The following is a 15,677-nucleotide window of genomic DNA, read 5'->3' on the forward strand; positions in this document are numbered from 1 at the left end:
CTAGCACGCCGCCCTCTCAAGGCGGTAGCGCCGGTTCGAATCCGGTCGGGGGTACGTGAAGAAGGGGCCCGGCACACATTGTGTGCCGGGCCCCTTCCGCATGCCCGGGAGCGGTCCGGCCCCGGGCGGCGCTCACGGCCGGACGAACCGCCGCGCCGACTCCTGCGCCTGGGCCAGCCGCCGCAGACTCAGCAGCACCGGCTCGTACAGGACGGTCAACGCCACGGCCGCCTCGATCTGTTCGGCGGGGGCGGCGTAGCGCTCCACCAAGTCCAGGTCGGTGATCGCGACTTGGGCGGCGGCCGCCGCGTACGGGGCCAACTCCTCGGCGGCGCAGGGATATCCGAGCCGGGTGAGCGCGGTCACCGCCGCCAGCAGCGTCCGATACGCCCCCGAGCTGCCCTGCGGGTGAGAGCCGCCGTACTGCCAGCCGAGTCCGTCGATCAGCGCGTCCACCGACTCGCGCGCGGCCCGCGCGTACGGGTCGGCGGGGTCGGGCTCCGGCGCGTTCGGCAGAGCCTCCACGGCGACGCCCAGGCGGGAGTGGTGGTCCAGGGAGTCGTCCTCCAGGGCCGTGAGCACCTCCTTGGCGGCGGCCACCGGCACCCGGCCCACCTGGATCAGCGCGCGCACCAGCTTGAGCCGCTGGACGTGGGTGGTGTCGTAGTCGGCCTGGGTGGCGGTGACCCGGTGGCCGGGCGGCAGCAGCCCCTCGCGCAGGTAGTACTTGATCGTCGCCGGGGCGACCCCGCTCCGCTCGCTCAGCTCCGCCAGTCTCATTCCTCTTGCGCCTTTCCTTGGAGAGTGCCACTATCTAACCACCGGATAGCGAAACTATCCAATGCACGCCCAAGCAGCTGTCACTGGTCACTGGGGGAACGCCATGAGTGAGAAGCCGATCGAAGGACGCATGACCGCCGCCGCCGAGGGGGACGTGGTGGTCTTCCTCATCGGGATGCGCATCAACCGCTTCCGCGCGCTGCGCAGTTGGCTGCCGGTCACCTCCGCGATGCCCCGGATGCTGAAGGAACTCGTCAAGGAGGAGGGCAGCGGGCTGCTCGGCTTCCAGCCCGTCCTGGCCGGGCCGCGCACGCTGGCGGTGGTGCAGTACTGGGAGTCCAAGGAGAAGCTCCTGGCGTACGCGTCGGCGCAGGACAAGGAGCACCGCCCGGCCTGGACGGCCTTCAACCGCCGGGCGCGCGGGGCCAAGGGGGCCGTGGGGGTCTGGCACGAGACGTATGTGGTCCCGGCGGGCTCGTACGAGTCGGTCTACTTCTCGATGCCGGGGTTCGGCCTGGGCAAGGCGACGGGCGTGGTCCCGGTCGGCCGCCGGGGCGACCGCGCGGCGGACCGCCTGAAGGCGGCGTAGCGCTCCGCTGGCGGGGCGCAGGTTTTTGGCTGCGGGCCGGGGTGTGTGCTCCGTCGAGGAGGGTCGTTCTCGGCTGCGGGCCGGTGGGGGTTGCTCGTGCGGTTCCCCGCGCCCCTCAAAACCTGTGGCTGAGCTGCGTTCTCAGGCCGTGGCGGACCCCCTGAGGGGCGCGGGGACCTGCGCGACCAGCCACAGAAGGCCCGCGGGCAAACACCGCGCCCCTCAAAACCTGTGGCTGAGCTGCGTTCTCAGGCCGCGACGGACCCCCTGAGGGGCGCGGGGACCTGCGCGACCAGCCACAGAAGGCCCGCGGGCAAACACCGCGCCCCTGAAAACACGCCTCCGGCCCACCGCTGCGGCGTTGAAGCGGTGGGCCGGAGACGGACGTGGGGCGGGCTAGCCGTTGCGGCGCAGGGCCTCGGAGAGGCGGGCGGCGGCGTCGATGACCGCCTGGGCGTGCATCCGGCCCGGATGGCGGGTCAGGCGCTCGATCGGTCCGGAGACCGAGACGGCAGCCACCACGCGGTTGGACGGGCCGCGCACCGGCGCCGAGACCGAGGCCACGCCCGGCTCGCGCTCGCCGATCGACTGGGCCCAGCCCCGGCGCCGTACGCCCGACAGGGCAGTCGCCGTGAAGCGGGCGCCCTGCAGGCCCCGGTGCAGGCGCTCCGGCTCCTCCCAGGCCATCAGGATCTGGGCGGAGGAGCCCGCCTTCATCGTCAGGGTCGAGCCGACCGGCACGGTGTCCCGCAGTCCGGACAGCCGCTCGGCCGCCGCCACGCAGATCCGCATGTCGCCCTGACGGCGATAGAGCTGCGCGCTCTCGCCCGTCACATCGCGCAGATGCGTGAGCACCGGCCCGGCCGTGGCCAGCAGACGGTCCTCGCCGGCCGCTGCCGCGAGCTCCGCGAGCCGCGGACCGAGGATGAACCGGCCCTGCATGTCCCTCGCCACCATGCGGTGGTGTTCCAGTGCCACGGCAAGGCGGTGTGCCGTGGGTCGTGCGAGCCCGGTGGCCGCGACCAGAGCCGCGAGGGTGGCCGGACCGGACTCCAGGGCGCTCAGGACGAGAGCCGCCTTGTCGAGAACGCCGACGCCGCTAGAGTTGTCCATGAAACGATACTCGCGTCTCACTCTGTGAAACGCAAGTTCAATTTTCTCCGGAACTTGCGAACCTGTACTGGCGGTCCGCACAACGGTCCGCAGCCACCGTCCGGTCCCGGGGGCCCGGGCGGAGCACCCGGTCTCTAGTTGGGCCGGCGACGACGCCGGCCGGAGGGAAAGCGATGGGTAGGACACTCGCGGAGAAGGTCTGGGACGACCATGTCGTCAGGCGCGCCGAGGGCGAGCCCGACCTCCTCTTCATCGATCTGCACCTGCTGCACGAGGTGACCAGCCCGCAGGCCTTCGACGGTCTGCGCGCCAACGGCCGCCCGGTCCGGCGCCTCGACCTCACCATCGCCACCGAGGACCACAACACCCCGACCATCGACATCGACAAGCCCATCGCCGACCCGGTCTCCCGGGTCCAGCTGGAGACGCTGCGCAAGAACTGCGCCGAGTTCGGCGTGCGGCTGCACCCGCTCGGCGACGTCGAGCAGGGTGTCGTCCACGTGGTGGGACCGCAGCTGGGCCTGACCCAGCCCGGCACCACCGTGGTCTGCGGCGACTCGCACACCTCCACGCACGGTGCCTTCGGCGCCCTGGCGTTCGGGATCGGCACCTCACAGGTAGAGCATGTGCTCGCCACCCAGACCCTGCCACTGGCGCCCTTCAAGACCATGGCCATCACCGTCGAGGGCGAACTGCCCGACGCCGTCACCGCCAAGGACCTGATCCTGGCCATCATCGCCCGGATCGGCACCGGCGGCGGCCAGGGCTACGTCCTGGAGTACCGCGGCCCGGCCATCGAGAAGCTCTCGATGGAGGCCCGGATGACCATCTGCAACATGTCGATCGAGGCCGGTGCCCGGGCGGGCATGATCGCCCCCGACCGGACCACGTTCGACTACCTCAAGGGCCGCGCGCACGCCCCCGAGGGCGCGGACTGGGACGCGGCGGTCGCGTACTGGCAGACCCTGAGGACGGACGAGGACGCGGTCTTCGACGCCGAGGTGGTCATCGACGCCACCGAGCTCTCGCCGTTCGTCACCTGGGGCACCAACCCGGGCCAGGGCGCACCGCTTTCGGCGTCGGTCCCCGACCCGGCTTCGTACGAAGACGCTTCGGAGCGCCTGGCCGCCGAAAAGGCCCTGGAGTACATGGGGTTGACCGCCGGGCAGCCGCTGCGCACCATCGATGTCGACACCGTCTTCGTAGGTTCGTGCACCAACGGCCGCATCGAGGACCTGCGCTCGGCCGCCTCCATCCTGGAGGGCCGCAAAGTCGCCGACGGCGTACGGATGCTGGTCGTCCCGGGCTCGGTGCGGGTCGCCCTGCAGGCCGTCGAGGAGGGCCTGGACAAGGTCTTCACCGCCGCCGGCGCCGAATGGCGGCACGCGGGCTGCTCGATGTGCCTGGGCATGAACCCGGACCAGCTGGCCCCCGGCGAGCGCTCCGCCTCCACCTCCAACCGCAACTTCGAGGGCAGGCAGGGCAAGGGCGGCCGCACCCACCTGGTCTCGCCGCAGGTCGCGGCCGCGACAGCGGTTCTCGGCCATCTGGCCTCGCCCGCCGACCTCACCGACGCCCGTACGCCCGCTGGAGTCTGATCAGCCATGGAAGCTTTCACCACGCACACCGGCCGGGCCGTCCCGCTGCGCCGCTCCAACGTCGACACCGACCAGATCATCCCGGCCCACTGGCTGAAGAAGGTCACCCGGGACGGCTTCGAGGACGGGCTGTTCGAGGCCTGGCGCAAGGACCCGTCCTTCATCCTGAACCAGCCCGAGCGCCAGGGGGCGTCGGTGCTGGTCGCGGGCCCCGACTTCGGTACGGGATCCTCCCGCGAGCACGCGGTCTGGGCGCTGCAGAACTACGGCTTCAAAACCGTGGTCTCGTCCCGGTTCGCCGATATCTTCCGGGGCAACTCGCTGAAGAACGGGCTGCTCACGGTGGTTCTCGACCAGAAAGTCGTGGACGCGCTCTGGGAGCTGACGGAAAGCGACCCGACCACCGAGATCACGGTGGACCTCCAGGACCGCCAGGTCCGCGCGAAGGGCCTCACGGCGGACTTCGAACTCGACGAAAACGCCCGCTGGCGGCTGCTGAACGGCCTGGACGACATCAGCATCACCCTGCAGAACGAGGCGGACATCGCCGCGTACGAGGCGAAGCGGCCCTCCTACAAGCCCAGCACCTCGCAGGTCTGACGGCCGGACGCCGCCTCTCCGGCGGGCCTTCGGCAGTCTTTCGGCCCAACACGCCCCCTGTCTTTCGGGACAGGGGGCGTGTTGCGTTGCGGGGTGTCAGGGTGGCGTCAACTAGCCTAGGCTGCACAGCAGATGGCCGGATTGGGACTTGCGCGACCGATGGTCGTTGGGGAGCCGGAAACCACCCGGAATCCCTCAGTTGCCCCCGCCGGAGGCGACAACTCGCCCCAGATGGCACAATCGGCGCATGGAACGCGACAGCCAACTCAAGCTCTACCGGGTCGTCGCGGACCGACTGAAAGAAGCGCACACAGTGGTGCGCGAACTGCAAGTCCCGGAGGGCGTACGGATGGCGCTGTCCCGGAAGCTGCTGGTCATCACAGCGGCTGCCAAACACGATCTCGCCGATGCGGCAAGGCGTCTGGACCGGTTGATGAAGGACCTCGACGAGGGCCGATTCCCCGAAGGCGACTGAGTCACAAGGAGTTCGGCGAAGGCCGACTTCGTTGCGGCACTAGGGTGATTAGCCCGTTTCGTGTTTGATTTGCGGTATATATCTGCCTAACGTGCGAAAAAGCCAGAACAGATTCGTTCCGGCCAATGTCTCCGAAGGGGAAGACGTGAACAAGGCGCAGCTCGTAGAAGCGATTGCCGACAAGCTCGGCGGCCGTCAGCAGGCCGCGGACGCCGTGGACGCGGTGCTGGACGCGGTCGTCCGGGCCGTCGTCGCCGGCGACCGTGTCTCGGTCACCGGTTTCGGTTCGTTCGAGAAGGTCGACCGTCCGGCCCGGTACGCCCGCAACCCGCAGACGGGTGAGCGTGTGCGGGTCAAGAAGACCTCGGTTCCGCGCTTCCGTGCGGGTCAGGGCTTCAAGGACCTGGTCAGCGGCTCGAAGAAGCTCCCCAAGGGCGACGAGGTCGCCGTGAAGAAGGCGCCCAAGGGCAGCCTCTCCGGTGGCACGTCCAGCCGGAGCACGGTCAAGAAGGCCGCGGCCAGGAAGGCCACCACCGCCAAGAAGACCACCGCCGCCAAGAAGACCACGGCGAAGAAGACGACCGCCAAGAAGACCACGGCGGCCGTGAAGAAGACCACGGCGGCGGCCAAGAAGGCCACCACCGCCAAGAAGGCCACCCCGGCCGCGAAGAAGACCACCACGGCGAAGAAGGCCACCACGGCCAAGAAGGCCACGGCGAAGAAGACCGCGCCCGCGAAGAAGGCCGTCGCGAAGAAGGCGCCCGCCAAGAAGGTCACCGCGCGAAAGACCACCGCCAAGAAGACGACTGCCCGCAAGAAGTAGGCACCGCCGGACGGCTCACGCGCCGGGCCGGGCTCCCCTCGGGGAGCCCGGCCCGCGGCATGTCCGGCCCGCCCTCCGGAAGGCCCGCCCTCCGGAAGGCCTCCGCCTCTGCAAGGCCTGCACCCCCGGAAGGCCTCCGCCTCCGGAAGGCCTGCGCCTCCGCAAGGTCCGCACCTCCGGAAGGCATGCGCCTCCGGAAGGCATGCGCCTCCGGAAGGCCTGCGCCTCCGGAAGGCCTGCGCCTCCGGAAGGCCTGCGCCTCCGGAAGGCCTGCGCCTCCGCAAGGTCCGCACCTCCGGAAGGCCTCCGCCTCCGGAAGGCCTGCACCCCCGGAAGGCCTTCGCCCCCGCAAGGCCCGCACCCCCGGAAAGCCCGCACTTCCGCAAGGCCCGCGCCCTCAGAAGGTCTGTAGCGTCACCAGTGTGATGCGCAGGGACGTGCCCGCGCCCTCCGTCTCGATACGGACGCGCTGGCCCACCCGCAGCAGCCGCAGCCCGCCCGCGTCGAACGCCTCGGCCCCGAAGTCCACCGGGGTGCCGTCGTCGAGCAGCACACTGCCGCTGCGGGTCTCGAAGTCGTATGTGTACGCGGTCGCCTGCATACCGGAAAGCCTAGTGCCCCGGTACGACATCCACCGCTGCCCGCAGCGCCGCCGTCGCCGGGCCCGGGCCCAGGGTCAGGGCGGCCAGCAGGTCCGCGCCGGTGTCCACGTCCCGGCGTACCGATTCCACCCCGTCCAGCAGGATTTCCGCCGCCCCCGAGGCCGAATGCGCGGCGCGCGAGGGGCCGCCGAAAAGCGGGGCCAAATCCACCCCGGGCCCGGCGGAAAGGAATGTCGTCCCGATTCCGGCCGCATCGGCAAGAAATGCGCGCGGAAATGTGGAGGCGGCATCCAGGACCCGGCCCAATTCCGCCGGCCGCAGTGCGGGGAGATCCGCGTTCAGGGCCGCGACCGCCGCCCCGGGGCGCAGCGCGCGTACCGCGTACGCCCCGTGCGCGAGGGCGGCGTTGAGGCCCGCGCCCGGGCGGTCCTCGACGATCCGGGCGCCCAGTGCGGCCAGCTCCGCGCCCGCCAGCGGATCGTCCGTGACTACTGCCACATCCCGTACCTCGGGGCAGGTGAGCGCCGCCCCCACGGTGTCCAGGGCGAACGCCAGGGCGAGCCGGGGCCGCAGCGCCGCGCCGACGGCGGCGGCGAGCCTGCTCTTCGCCAGTGCCAACGGCTTCAGCGGCACGACCAGGGACCAGCGGCCCGGTGATGCGGTGTTCGTGGCGTCCCCCTCGCTCTTGTCCCTCCCCGCCCCGTCGAACGGATAGGCGCTGGACAGGACGGGGATCATTGTCACCCGGCCAGGAGGAGTCGCCCCACGGCCGGGGCGTACGGTGTTCTCGACAGACCGGAGGGCCGGGGCGACACTTGCTCCCTGCGTTGGTCGCGCAGTGGTCGACAGTGGTCTGTCCTAGAGGAAGGTGCTCCGAGTGTCCCGCCGCAGAATCGGCTTCTGGTACCGCCTGGCGGCGGTCATCGCCAAACCTCCACTGGTGGTGCTTTTCAAGCGGGACTGGCACGGAATGGAGAACATTCCGGCGGAGGGCGGTTTTATCACCGCCGTCAATCACAACTCGTATCTCGACATGTTCTCCTACGGGCACTTCCAGTACAACACCGGACGGGTCCCCCGATTCCTCGCCAAGGCCGCGCTCTTCAAGGTGCCCGTGGTCGGGCCACTGCTGCGCGGCACGGGCCAGATCCCCGTCTACCGCGAGTCCTCCAACGCCTTCGGCGCCTTCCGGGCCGCCGTCGAGGCGATCGAGGGCGGCGAATGCGTCGCGTTCTACCCCGAGGGCACCCTCACCCGCGACCCCGACATGTGGCCGATGACCGCCAAGACCGGTGTCGCGCGCGCCGCGCTGCAGACGAGGGCCCCGGTCATCCCGGTCGCCCAGTGGGGCGCCAACTTGGCGATGCCGCCCTACGCCAAGGAGAAGAGGGTCCGCTTCTTCCCCCGCAAGACCCTTCAGGTGCAGGCCGGTCCGCCGGTCGACCTGGAGCGCTTCTACGGCAAGGAGCCCACCCCCGAGGTGCTGCGCGAGGCGACCGAGGTCATCATGGCCGCGATCACCCGCCAGCTGGAGGAGATCCGGGGCGAGAGCGCCCCCGCGAAGCCGTACGATCCGCGCGACGTCCGCGCACAGCTGCGCCGCAAGGCGGCCGGGGAGGGCATCAAGTGACGCACGCCGCCACCAAGGCAGCAGTATTCGGCACCGGCTCCTGGGGCACGGCGTTCGCCATGGTCCTCGCCGACGCGGGCTGCGAGGTGACCCTCTGGGGCCGCCGCCCCGAACTCGCCGAGGCGATCAACACCACCCGCACCAACCCCGACTACCTGCCGGGCATCGAACTGCCCGCTGCGGTACGGGCGACCACCGACCCCGCCGAGGCCGCCGAGGGCGCCGACTTCACCGTCCTGGCCGTGCCCTCGCAGACGCTGCGCGGCAACCTCGCCGCCTGGACACCGCTGCTCGCGCCCGACACCGTGCTCGTGTCCCTGATGAAGGGCGTCGAACTCGGCACCGCCAAGCGGATGAGCGAGGTGATCGAGGAGGTCGCCAAGGTCACCGCCGACCGCGTCGCCGTGGTCACCGGACCCAACCTCGCCAAGGAGATCGCCCAGCGCCGGCCCGCCGCCGCCGTGGTCGCCTGCCGCGACGAGGCCGTCGCCCAGCGCCTCCAGGCCGCCTGCCACACCCCGTACTTCCGCCCGTACACCAACACCGACGTCGTCGGCTGCGAGCTCGGCGGCGCCGTCAAGAACGTCATCGGGCTCGCCGTCGGCATCGCCGACGGCATGGGCCTGGGCGACAACGCCAAGGGCTCGCTCATCACCCGGGGCCTCGCCGAAACCACCCGGCTCGGCCTCGCGATGGGCGCCGACCCGCTGACCTTCTCCGGTCTCGCGGGCCTCGGCGACCTCGTCGCCACCTGCTCCTCGCCGCTCTCGCGCAACCACACCTTCGGCACCAACCTCGGCCGGGGCATGACGCTCCAGGAGACCATCGCGGTCACCAAGCAGACCGCCGAGGGCGTCAAGTCCTGCGAGTCCGTACTGGATCTGGCCCGCCGCCACGGCGTCGACATGCCCATCACCGAGACCGTCGTCGGCATCGTCCACGAGGGCAAGTCCCCGGTGGTCGCCCTCAAGGAGCTGATGTCGCGCAGCGCCAAGTCCGAGCGGCGCTGAAGGCGGCGGACCGAACGGGTACGCTCAACGCGATATGAGCAGCGAGAACCTCCCCCAGAGCCCTGAGAGCACCCAGCAGCCGCGCAAGCCGCGGGTGGCCGTCGTGTTCGGCGGCCGCAGCTCCGAGCACGGCATCTCGGTCGTCACCGCCGGTGCCGTGCTGCGCGCCATCGACCGTACGAAGTACGACGTGCTGCCCATCGGCATCACGACGGACGGCCGCTGGGCGCTCACCGCCGACGAGCCGGAGCGGATGGCCATCGCCGACCGCAAGGTGCCCAGCGTGGCGGAGCTCGCCGAGTCCGCCGAGGGCGGCGTCGTGCTGCCCGTGGACCCGGGCAACCGCGAGGTCGTCTACACGGAGCCCGGCGCGGTCCCCAAGGCGCTCGGCGAGGTCGACGTCGTCTTCCCGGTGCTCCACGGCCCGTACGGCGAGGACGGCACCCTCCAGGGCCTCCTGGAGCTCTCCGGCGTCCCCTACGTCGGCTCGGGCGTGCTCGCCTCGGCCGTCGGCCAGGACAAGGACTACATGAAGCGGGTGTTCACCTCGTTCGGGCTGTCCGTCGGCCCCTACCTGGTGGTCCGGCCGCGCGAGTGGGAGCAGGACGAGCAGGGCGCCCGCAAGCGGATCGCCGCGTTCGCGGGCGAGTACGGCTGGCCGCTGTTCATCAAGCCGGCCCGGGCCGGATCCTCCTTCGGGATCACCAAGGTCGACTCCTTCGACGGCCTGGACGAGGCCATCGAGGAGGCGCGGCGCCACGACCCCAAGTTCCTGGTCGAGTCGCTGCTGCGCGGCCGTGAGATCGAGTGCGGCGTCCTGGAGTTCGAGGACGGGCCGCGCGCGAGCGTGCCGGCGGAGATCCCGCCGGTCAGCGACCACGCCTTCTACGACTTCGAGGCCAAGTACATCGACTCGGCCGACGGGATCGTGCCCGCGCCGATCGGCGCCGAGGCCACCGCCGAGGTGCGCCGGCTCGCCGTGGAGGCGTTCGAGGCCGCGTCCTGCGAGGGGCTGGTCCGGGCGGACTTCTTCCTCCAGGAGAACGGCGAGTTCGTGATCAACGAGATCAACACGATGCCGGGGTTCACGCCGATCTCGATGTACCCGCGGATGTGGGAGGCGACGGGCGTGGACTACGCGGAGCTGGTGGACCGGCTGATCGACGCGGCGCTGCGCCGTTCGACGGGCCTGCGCTAGGGGCTGTCCGGTGGGTCTGGTCGGCTTCGGTGCGGGGTGTGATTTCGGTGCTGGTGAGCGGGTGTCTGGTGCGTCCAGCTGCGAGGCGGAGGATCGAGGCGACGCGGAGCGTCGGTGATTGACGACAACGCCGCAGATGGGCGTGCCGGACACCCGCGTGCCGACCAGGCCCACCGGACAGCCCCTACACCGTCTTCGGGATGGCCTTGCGGACGGGGGCGCCGAACGGCTGGAGCACGGACGCGTCGTTCGCGTACCGCTTCCCCGTTCGCAGCTCGACATAGGGGTCCCGGTACTGCGTGATGAAGCGGGGCCCCTCGTCGCGCTGCTGCACGGTCCAGTCGACGCCCTCCACGCCGACGCCCGGGAGCTTCGGATCCGACATCTCCTCGGGTCGCGGAATGCCGCAGCGCAGTACGATCTCCGCGTCCCCGTTCCCCCATCGGGCCGTCAGCGGTGAGTCAGGGGTGGGGTCGTGCCGCTTCTGCCCGGCCACGGTGTCCGGCAGCGCCTTGTCCAGCGCCGCGCAGGCGGCCGCCTCCTTCGCCGTCGGCGAGGGAACCGCGACCCCCGCGTCGGCGTCGGACGAGGAAGAACAGCCCGCGGCCGCCATGAGCATGGCGACCGCGGGCAGGACGAGCGGCGGACGGCGGCGCGGAGAAGTCACCGGTCAAGGGTAAGCGGGGGCTACAGATGAACCACGGGGCAGGTCAGGGTGCGGGTGATCCCGTCCACCTGCTGGACCTTGGCGACCACCATGCGGCCCAGCTCGTCGACCGTGTCCGCCTGGGCGCGCACGATCACGTCGTACGGCCCGGTGACGTCCTCGGCCTGGATCACTCCCGGAATCTTTGCGATGGTCTCGGCGACGGTCGACGCCTTGCCCACCTCGGTCTGGATGAGGATGTACGCCTGTACCACGGAACCTCCAGGGCGGCCACGAGGATCATGTCCCCTCCCTACGGCGGGGAGGCCCAAGGGGGGAAGAAAGAGACGCCACGGTATCGCGTCGCCGTGCGCCCGGGGGAGTACCGCGCAGGCGCGGGCGCTCGCACATCCGCGTGCGCGCAGCAGAAGTTGACGTATGTGTCGACGGTACCCACCGAGGTGACCGCTCGCGACCGCGAGCGCGCCGGGTGCCAAGGGGTAAGAGGATGAGAGGTGGCACGGTGAAAGGCACTGTGGGCGAGTTGGGGGAGTTCGGGCTCATCAGGGAGCTGACCTCCCGGCTCACCTCGACCCCCGCGGTACGGATCGGCCCCGGCGACGACGCCGCGGTCGTGACCGCACCCGACCGCAGGGTGGTGGCGAGCACGGACATCCTCCTGGAGGGCCGCCACTTCCGGCGCGACTGGTCGACCGCGTACGACGTGGGCCGCAAGGCCGCCGCGCAGAATCTGGCCGATATCGCCGCCATGGGCGCGGTCCCGACCGCGCTGCTGCTCGGCCTGGTCGTCCCGGCCGAGCTCCCGGCCACCTGGCCGGTCGAGCTGATGGACGGGATCCGCGACGAGTGCCAGGTCGCGGGGGCGGCCGTGGTCGGCGGCGACGTGGTCCGCGGCGACACCATCACCGTCGCCATCACCGCCCTCGGCGACCTGCGCAACCACGAGCCGGTGACCCGCGGCGGCGCGCAGCCCGGCGACGTGGTCGCGGTGACCGGCTGGCTGGGCTGGTCGGCGGCGGGTTACGCGGTCCTCTCACGCGGCTTCCGCTCGCCGCGCGCCTTCGTGGAGGCCCACCGCCGCCCGGAGCCGCCGTACCACGCGGGCCCCGCGGCCGCCGGGCTCGGCGCCACCGCCATGACGGACGTCAGCGACGGCCTGGTGGCGGACCTCGGGCACATCGCGGAGGCGAGCAAGGTCCGTATCGACCTGCGCTCGGGCCTGATCGACATCCCGACGCAGATGAACGACATCGGCCAGGCGGTCGGCGTCGACCCGCTCCAGTGGGTGCTGACCGGGGGAGAGGACCACGCGATCGTGGCGACCTTCCCGCCGGATGTGAAGCTGCCCGCCCGCTGGAAGGTCATCGGGGAGGTGCTCAACCCCTCGGCGCTGCCCCAGGTCACTGTCGACGGCGCGCCCTGGACCGCCAAGGGCGGCTGGGACCACTTCGGGGACGAGGAGTGAGCGCCGCGCCGCCCCGGGTGCTGACCGTCGCCGGTTCCGACTCCGGCGGCGGCGCGGGCATCCAGGCCGACCTCAAGACGATGCTGGCCCTGGGCGTCCACGGGATGAGCGTGATCACCGCGGTGACCGCGCAGAACTCGCTGGGCGTCCAGGGCGCCTGGGAGCTGCCCGCCGAGGCGGTCCGGATGCAGTACCGCTCGGTCGTCGACGACATCGGCGTCCAGGCGGTGAAGACGGGGATGCTCTCGTCCGCCGCCCTGGTGGAGACCGTGGCGGAACTCCTGTCCGGCACGGACGCGCCGGTGGTCGTGGACCCCGTGGGCGTCTCCAAGCACGGCGACGCGCTGCTCGCCGCCGAGGCGCTGGAATCCGTACGGAAAAGGCTGCTGCCGACCGCGACCGTGGCCACACCCAACCTGGACGAAGTGGCGCAGCTCACGGGCGTACGGGTCGAGGACGAGGACGGGATGCGGCGGGCGGCCGGGGCGATCCTCGCCTTCGGCCCCCGCTGGGCCCTGATCAAGGGCGGCCACTTCCCGGGCGACGCGATCGACCTGCTCACCGACGGCACGGAGGAGCACTGGCTCCGAGCCCCTCGCCACGACAACCGCCACACCCACGGCACGGGCTGCACCCTGGCATCGGCGGTGGCGTCGGGCCTGGCCAAGGGGCTGACGGTCCCGGAGGCGGTGAGGCAGGCGAAGGAGTACGTGACGGGCGCGATCACGCAGGGCTTCGCGCTGGGGGCGGGGATCGGCCCGGTGGATCACGGGTGGCGGTTCCGCACCCCGTAAGGGGCGCGGGGAACTGCGCGACAAGCCCCCGCCGGCCCGCAGATGACAGACCGCACTCCCAGCGGAGCGCTCCCGCAGCCTGAACGGACACGGCAAAAAGCCGGCCCACCGAGGTGGACCGGCTTTTTAAGGCAACCGCAGGGGCTGCGCTACGACGAAACGTCGCGTGTTAGCGCGAGACCTTGCCGGCCTTGATGCACGAGGTGCAGACGTTGAGCCGCTTCGGCGTCCGACCGACCACGGCACGCACACGCTGGATGTTCGGGTTCCAGCGACGAGACGTACGGCGGTGCGAGTGCGAAATGTTGTTGCCGAAGCTCGGCCCCTTGCCGCAAACGTCGCAGTTGGCAGCCACGGGTCACTCCAAAACTTCAGATGCACTTACAGTGAAATCCGGCGCACCGGAATCAGAGATCTGAAGTGGCTTGCCGGGGGAATGGCCCGACTCTCGCCGGGCAACCGGAGCAGCATACAACGGCTGCTCCCGAGATACGAAACTACCATGACCGCCGCCGCACCCCACCCCGGGCCAGAGCCCCTCCGCGGGTCTACCCTGCTGCTGGCCCGCAGCTCACCGGCCGCCCAAGGAGGACACCAGGTGCACGAGAAGGAGGGGCGGCCCGCAAGGCCTCCGTTGAGGGCGGTGGCGGGAGACGGGCGGGCTTTCGACGCCGTCGCGGTGCGCACCTGGTGCTCGCTGGCCCTGGACGGGCTCGGCCGGGACCGCGAGGAGATCGACGCGGTCAACGTCTACCCCGTCGCGGACGGGGACACCGGCACCAACCTCTATCTGACCGTGGAGTCCGCCCACCAGGCGGTCGAGGCGGTCTTCGCCGCGTACACCGAGGTGCCGGAGACGCCCGACGTCATACGGGCCATGGCGCACGGCGCCCTCGTCGGCGCCCGCGGCAACTCCGGCACCATCCTCTCCCAGCTGCTGCGCGGCATGGCCGAGGTGCTCGCCGAGCGCGGCACGGATCTGTCCGGGGCCCTGCGCCGGGCCGCCGAGTCGGCGTACGAGGCGGTCGCGCACCCGGTCGAGGGCACGGTCCTGACGGTGGCGAGGGCCGCGGCCGAGGCGGCCCTCGGGGTGGACGGCGACGCGGCGGCCGTGGCCACCGCGGCCTACGGCGGCGCCCGGCGGGCCCTGGAGGAGACGCCCGGGCAGCTCGCGGTCCTCGGCCGTGCCGGGGTCGTGGACGCGGGCGGCTGGGGTCTGGTGACGGTCCTGGGGGCGCTGGCGCAGGCGCTCACCGGCGAGGCCGCGCCCGTACGGCACGAGGCGCATCCGCCGCTCGACCCGCACTCCTGCCCCGCCGACCCCGCCGAGAGCGCCGGTCCGGCCTTCGAGGTGATCTACCTCCTGGAGGCCGGGGACGAGGCCGTGGCCCGGCTGCGGGGCCGCCTGGACGCGCTCGGGGACTCCCTGGTGGTCGTCGGCGGCGACGGGCTGTGGAACGTCCACGTACACGTGGACGACGCGGGCGCGGCGGTCGAGGCGGGCGTGGAGGCCGGGCGGCCGTACCGGATCCGCATCACCCACTTCGGGGCCCGCCCCGAGCCGCGCGAGCAGGTCCAGCGGGCCGTCGTCGCGGTCGTGCCCGGTGAGGGCCTGGCCGGGCTGTGCGCCGAGGCCGGGGCGACCGCCGTCCTGGCCCGGCCCGGCGAGCCCCCGGCCAGCGGCGAGCTCGTCGACGCGATCCGCCGCGCCCACGCGCGCGAGGTCGTCCTGCTGCCCAACGACGCCGAGCTGCGCCATACCGCCGCCGCGGCCGTGGAGCAGGCGCGCACCGAGGGCGTACGGGTCGCGCTCATCCCCACCCGGTCCGCCGTCCAGGGCCTCGCCGCGCTCGCGGTGCACGCCCCCGACCGCCGCTTCGACGAGGACGTGGTCGCGATGACCGCGGCGGCCGGCGCCACCCGGTACGCCGAACTGGCCGTCGCCGAGCGGCAGTCGTGGACCACGGCCGGCATCTGCCAGGCCGGGGACGTGCTGGGCCTCATCGACGGCGACGTGGCCGTGATCGGGCAGGACCTGGCCCGTACGGCCAAGGCGGTCCTGGACCGGATGCTGGCGGCGGGCGGCGAGCTGGTCACCCTGGTGCTGGCCGCCGACGCCCCGGCGGACCTGGCGCCCGGCATCGAGGCCCATGTGCGCGAGGCCCATCTGGCGGTGGACACCGTCGTCTACGACGGCGGCAACCAGAGCGCCCCGCTGCTGATCGGCGTCGAGTAGCGGGGCGAGTAGCGGGTCGAGCAGCCGGTCGAGGGGCCGGCCGAGTGGCCGCCGTACGCGGCGAGTTGTCCACAGGGGGCCGGGGGATCCTGCGGGA

The 15,677-nt window shown here is 71.7% G+C and carries 18 protein-coding genes; 11 read left to right on the forward strand and 7 right to left on the reverse strand.

Annotated features, from left to right (window positions below; genetic code table 11):
* Nucleotides 1-132: 132 nt before the first annotated feature.
* Nucleotides 133-780, reverse strand: a complete 648-nt coding sequence (locus tag ACFWA7_RS17995; protein ID WP_385542593.1) for a MerR family transcriptional regulator — start codon at nt 778-780, stop codon at nt 133-135.
* Nucleotides 781-883: 103 nt separating this feature from the next.
* Here ACFWA7_RS17995 and ACFWA7_RS18000 point away from each other — a divergent pair, with 103 nt between their 5' ends.
* Nucleotides 884-1,369, forward strand: coding sequence for a DUF4188 domain-containing protein (locus ACFWA7_RS18000; RefSeq protein ID WP_385542596.1), 486 nt, complete (start codon nt 884-886; stop codon nt 1,367-1,369).
* A 396-nt stretch (nt 1,370-1,765) separates the two neighbouring features.
* On the opposite strand, the gene ndgR is transcribed toward ACFWA7_RS18000, so the two are convergent.
* Nucleotides 1,766-2,482 carry an IclR family transcriptional regulator NdgR gene (gene ndgR, locus ACFWA7_RS18005; protein WP_371654937.1) on the reverse strand — a complete coding sequence of 239 codons (717 nt, stop codon included), beginning with the start codon at nt 2,480-2,482 and terminating at the stop codon, nt 1,766-1,768.
* A gap of 173 nt (nt 2,483-2,655) precedes the next feature.
* Between ndgR and leuC the strand changes: the two genes are divergently transcribed.
* The 4 genes from leuC (at nt 2,656) to ACFWA7_RS18025 (ending at nt 5,978) form a co-directional block, all read left to right on the forward strand.
* Nucleotides 2,656-4,080: a 3-isopropylmalate dehydratase large subunit gene (gene leuC, locus ACFWA7_RS18010; protein WP_385542598.1), complete on the forward strand. Its 1,425-nt coding sequence runs from the start codon at nt 2,656-2,658 to the stop codon at nt 4,078-4,080.
* 6 nt (nt 4,081-4,086) lie between these two features.
* Nucleotides 4,087-4,680 (forward strand): 3-isopropylmalate dehydratase small subunit, encoded by a 594-nt coding sequence (gene leuD, locus ACFWA7_RS18015; protein WP_385542600.1) that lies wholly within the window; start codon nt 4,087-4,089, stop codon nt 4,678-4,680.
* 247 nt (nt 4,681-4,927) lie between these two features.
* Nucleotides 4,928-5,155: a hypothetical protein gene (locus tag ACFWA7_RS18020; protein WP_283141355.1), complete on the forward strand. Its 228-nt coding sequence runs from the start codon at nt 4,928-4,930 to the stop codon at nt 5,153-5,155.
* A 145-nt stretch (nt 5,156-5,300) separates the two neighbouring features.
* Nucleotides 5,301-5,978, forward strand: coding sequence for an HU family DNA-binding protein (locus ACFWA7_RS18025; RefSeq protein WP_385823816.1), 678 nt, complete (start codon nt 5,301-5,303; stop codon nt 5,976-5,978).
* Between the two features lie 397 nt (nt 5,979-6,375).
* Here the strand turns inward: ACFWA7_RS18025 and ACFWA7_RS18030 are convergent, their stop codons facing one another.
* Entirely contained in the window at nt 6,376-6,579 is a 204-nt protein-coding gene (locus tag ACFWA7_RS18030; RefSeq protein ID WP_371654942.1) for a hypothetical protein, read from the reverse strand.
* A 10-nt stretch (nt 6,580-6,589) separates the two neighbouring features.
* Entirely contained in the window at nt 6,590-7,318 is a 729-nt protein-coding gene (gene cofC, locus ACFWA7_RS18035) for a 2-phospho-L-lactate guanylyltransferase (protein ID WP_385542673.1), read from the reverse strand.
* Nucleotides 7,319-7,457: 139 nt separating this feature from the next.
* Here cofC and ACFWA7_RS18040 point away from each other — a divergent pair, with 139 nt between their 5' ends.
* Genes ACFWA7_RS18040 through ACFWA7_RS18050 form a run of 3 tightly spaced genes read left to right on the forward strand, consistent with a single transcriptional unit; the run spans nt 7,458 to nt 10,418 of the window.
* Nucleotides 7,458-8,210, forward strand: a complete 753-nt coding sequence (locus ACFWA7_RS18040; protein ID WP_385823818.1) for a 1-acyl-sn-glycerol-3-phosphate acyltransferase — start codon at nt 7,458-7,460, stop codon at nt 8,208-8,210.
* Nucleotides 8,207-9,220, forward strand: coding sequence for an NAD(P)H-dependent glycerol-3-phosphate dehydrogenase (locus tag ACFWA7_RS18045; protein WP_385823820.1), 1,014 nt, complete (start codon nt 8,207-8,209; stop codon nt 9,218-9,220). The genes ACFWA7_RS18040 and ACFWA7_RS18045 overlap by 4 nt, the downstream gene beginning before the upstream one ends.
* Nucleotides 9,221-9,254: 34 nt before the next feature.
* Entirely contained in the window at nt 9,255-10,418 is a 1,164-nt protein-coding gene (locus tag ACFWA7_RS18050; protein WP_385542610.1) for a D-alanine--D-alanine ligase family protein, read from the forward strand.
* Between the two features lie 184 nt (nt 10,419-10,602).
* On the opposite strand, the gene ACFWA7_RS18055 is transcribed toward ACFWA7_RS18050, so the two are convergent.
* Nucleotides 10,603-11,085 carry a DUF3515 family protein gene (locus ACFWA7_RS18055; protein ID WP_385823822.1) on the reverse strand — a complete coding sequence of 161 codons (483 nt, stop codon included), beginning with the start codon at nt 11,083-11,085 and terminating at the stop codon, nt 10,603-10,605.
* 20 nt (nt 11,086-11,105) lie between these two features.
* Entirely contained in the window at nt 11,106-11,339 is a 234-nt protein-coding gene (locus ACFWA7_RS18060; RefSeq protein ID WP_064070330.1) for an Lrp/AsnC family transcriptional regulator, read from the reverse strand.
* 248 nt (nt 11,340-11,587) lie between these two features.
* Between ACFWA7_RS18060 and ACFWA7_RS18065 the strand changes: the two genes are divergently transcribed.
* Both ACFWA7_RS18065 and thiD read left to right on the forward strand, forming a co-directional pair.
* Nucleotides 11,588-12,550: a thiamine-phosphate kinase gene (locus ACFWA7_RS18065; RefSeq protein WP_385542617.1), complete on the forward strand. Its 963-nt coding sequence runs from the start codon at nt 11,588-11,590 to the stop codon at nt 12,548-12,550.
* Nucleotides 12,547-13,344, forward strand: a complete 798-nt coding sequence (gene thiD, locus ACFWA7_RS18070) for a bifunctional hydroxymethylpyrimidine kinase/phosphomethylpyrimidine kinase (RefSeq protein WP_385823825.1) — start codon at nt 12,547-12,549, stop codon at nt 13,342-13,344. Before ACFWA7_RS18065 ends, thiD begins: the two co-directional genes overlap by 4 nt.
* Before the next feature lie 169 nt (nt 13,345-13,513).
* Here thiD and rpmB read toward each other — a convergent pair whose 3' ends face one another.
* A complete protein-coding gene (gene rpmB, locus ACFWA7_RS18075; protein WP_003951095.1) occupies nt 13,514-13,699 on the reverse strand; it encodes a 50S ribosomal protein L28 in 186 nt (61 codons plus the stop codon).
* Nucleotides 13,700-13,987: 288 nt separating this feature from the next.
* Between rpmB and ACFWA7_RS18080 the strand changes: the two genes are divergently transcribed.
* Entirely contained in the window at nt 13,988-15,580 is a 1,593-nt protein-coding gene (locus ACFWA7_RS18080) for a DAK2 domain-containing protein (protein WP_385542676.1), read from the forward strand.
* Nucleotides 15,581-15,677: the final 97 nt, after the last annotated feature.

The organism is Streptomyces sp. NPDC059994, from assembly GCF_042737755.1.
Lineage (GTDB): Bacteria > Actinomycetota > Actinomycetes > Streptomycetales > Streptomycetaceae > Streptomyces.

What these genes read in the sequence shown, in the direction of transcription:
- ACFWA7_RS18020 (WP_283141355.1), top strand. Translation starts at nt 4,928, where the DNA reads ATGGAACGCGACAGCCAACTCAAGCTCTACCGGGTCGTCGCGGACCGA.
- ndgR (WP_371654937.1), bottom strand. Translation starts at nt 2,482, where the DNA reads ATGGACAACTCTAGCGGCGTCGGCGTTCTCGACAAGGCGGCTCTCGTC.
- ACFWA7_RS17995 (WP_385542593.1), bottom strand. Translation starts at nt 780, where the DNA reads ATGAGACTGGCGGAGCTGAGCGAGCGGAGCGGGGTCGCCCCGGCGACG.
- ACFWA7_RS18030 (WP_371654942.1), bottom strand. Translation starts at nt 6,579, where the DNA reads ATGCAGGCGACCGCGTACACATACGACTTCGAGACCCGCAGCGGCAGT.
- leuD (WP_385542600.1), top strand. Translation starts at nt 4,087, where the DNA reads ATGGAAGCTTTCACCACGCACACCGGCCGGGCCGTCCCGCTGCGCCGC.
- ACFWA7_RS18050 (WP_385542610.1), top strand. Translation starts at nt 9,255, where the DNA reads ATGAGCAGCGAGAACCTCCCCCAGAGCCCTGAGAGCACCCAGCAGCCG.
- cofC (WP_385542673.1), bottom strand. Translation starts at nt 7,318, where the DNA reads ATGATCCCCGTCCTGTCCAGCGCCTATCCGTTCGACGGGGCGGGGAGG.
- ACFWA7_RS18000 (WP_385542596.1), top strand. Translation starts at nt 884, where the DNA reads ATGAGTGAGAAGCCGATCGAAGGACGCATGACCGCCGCCGCCGAGGGG.
- leuC (WP_385542598.1), top strand. Translation starts at nt 2,656, where the DNA reads ATGGGTAGGACACTCGCGGAGAAGGTCTGGGACGACCATGTCGTCAGG.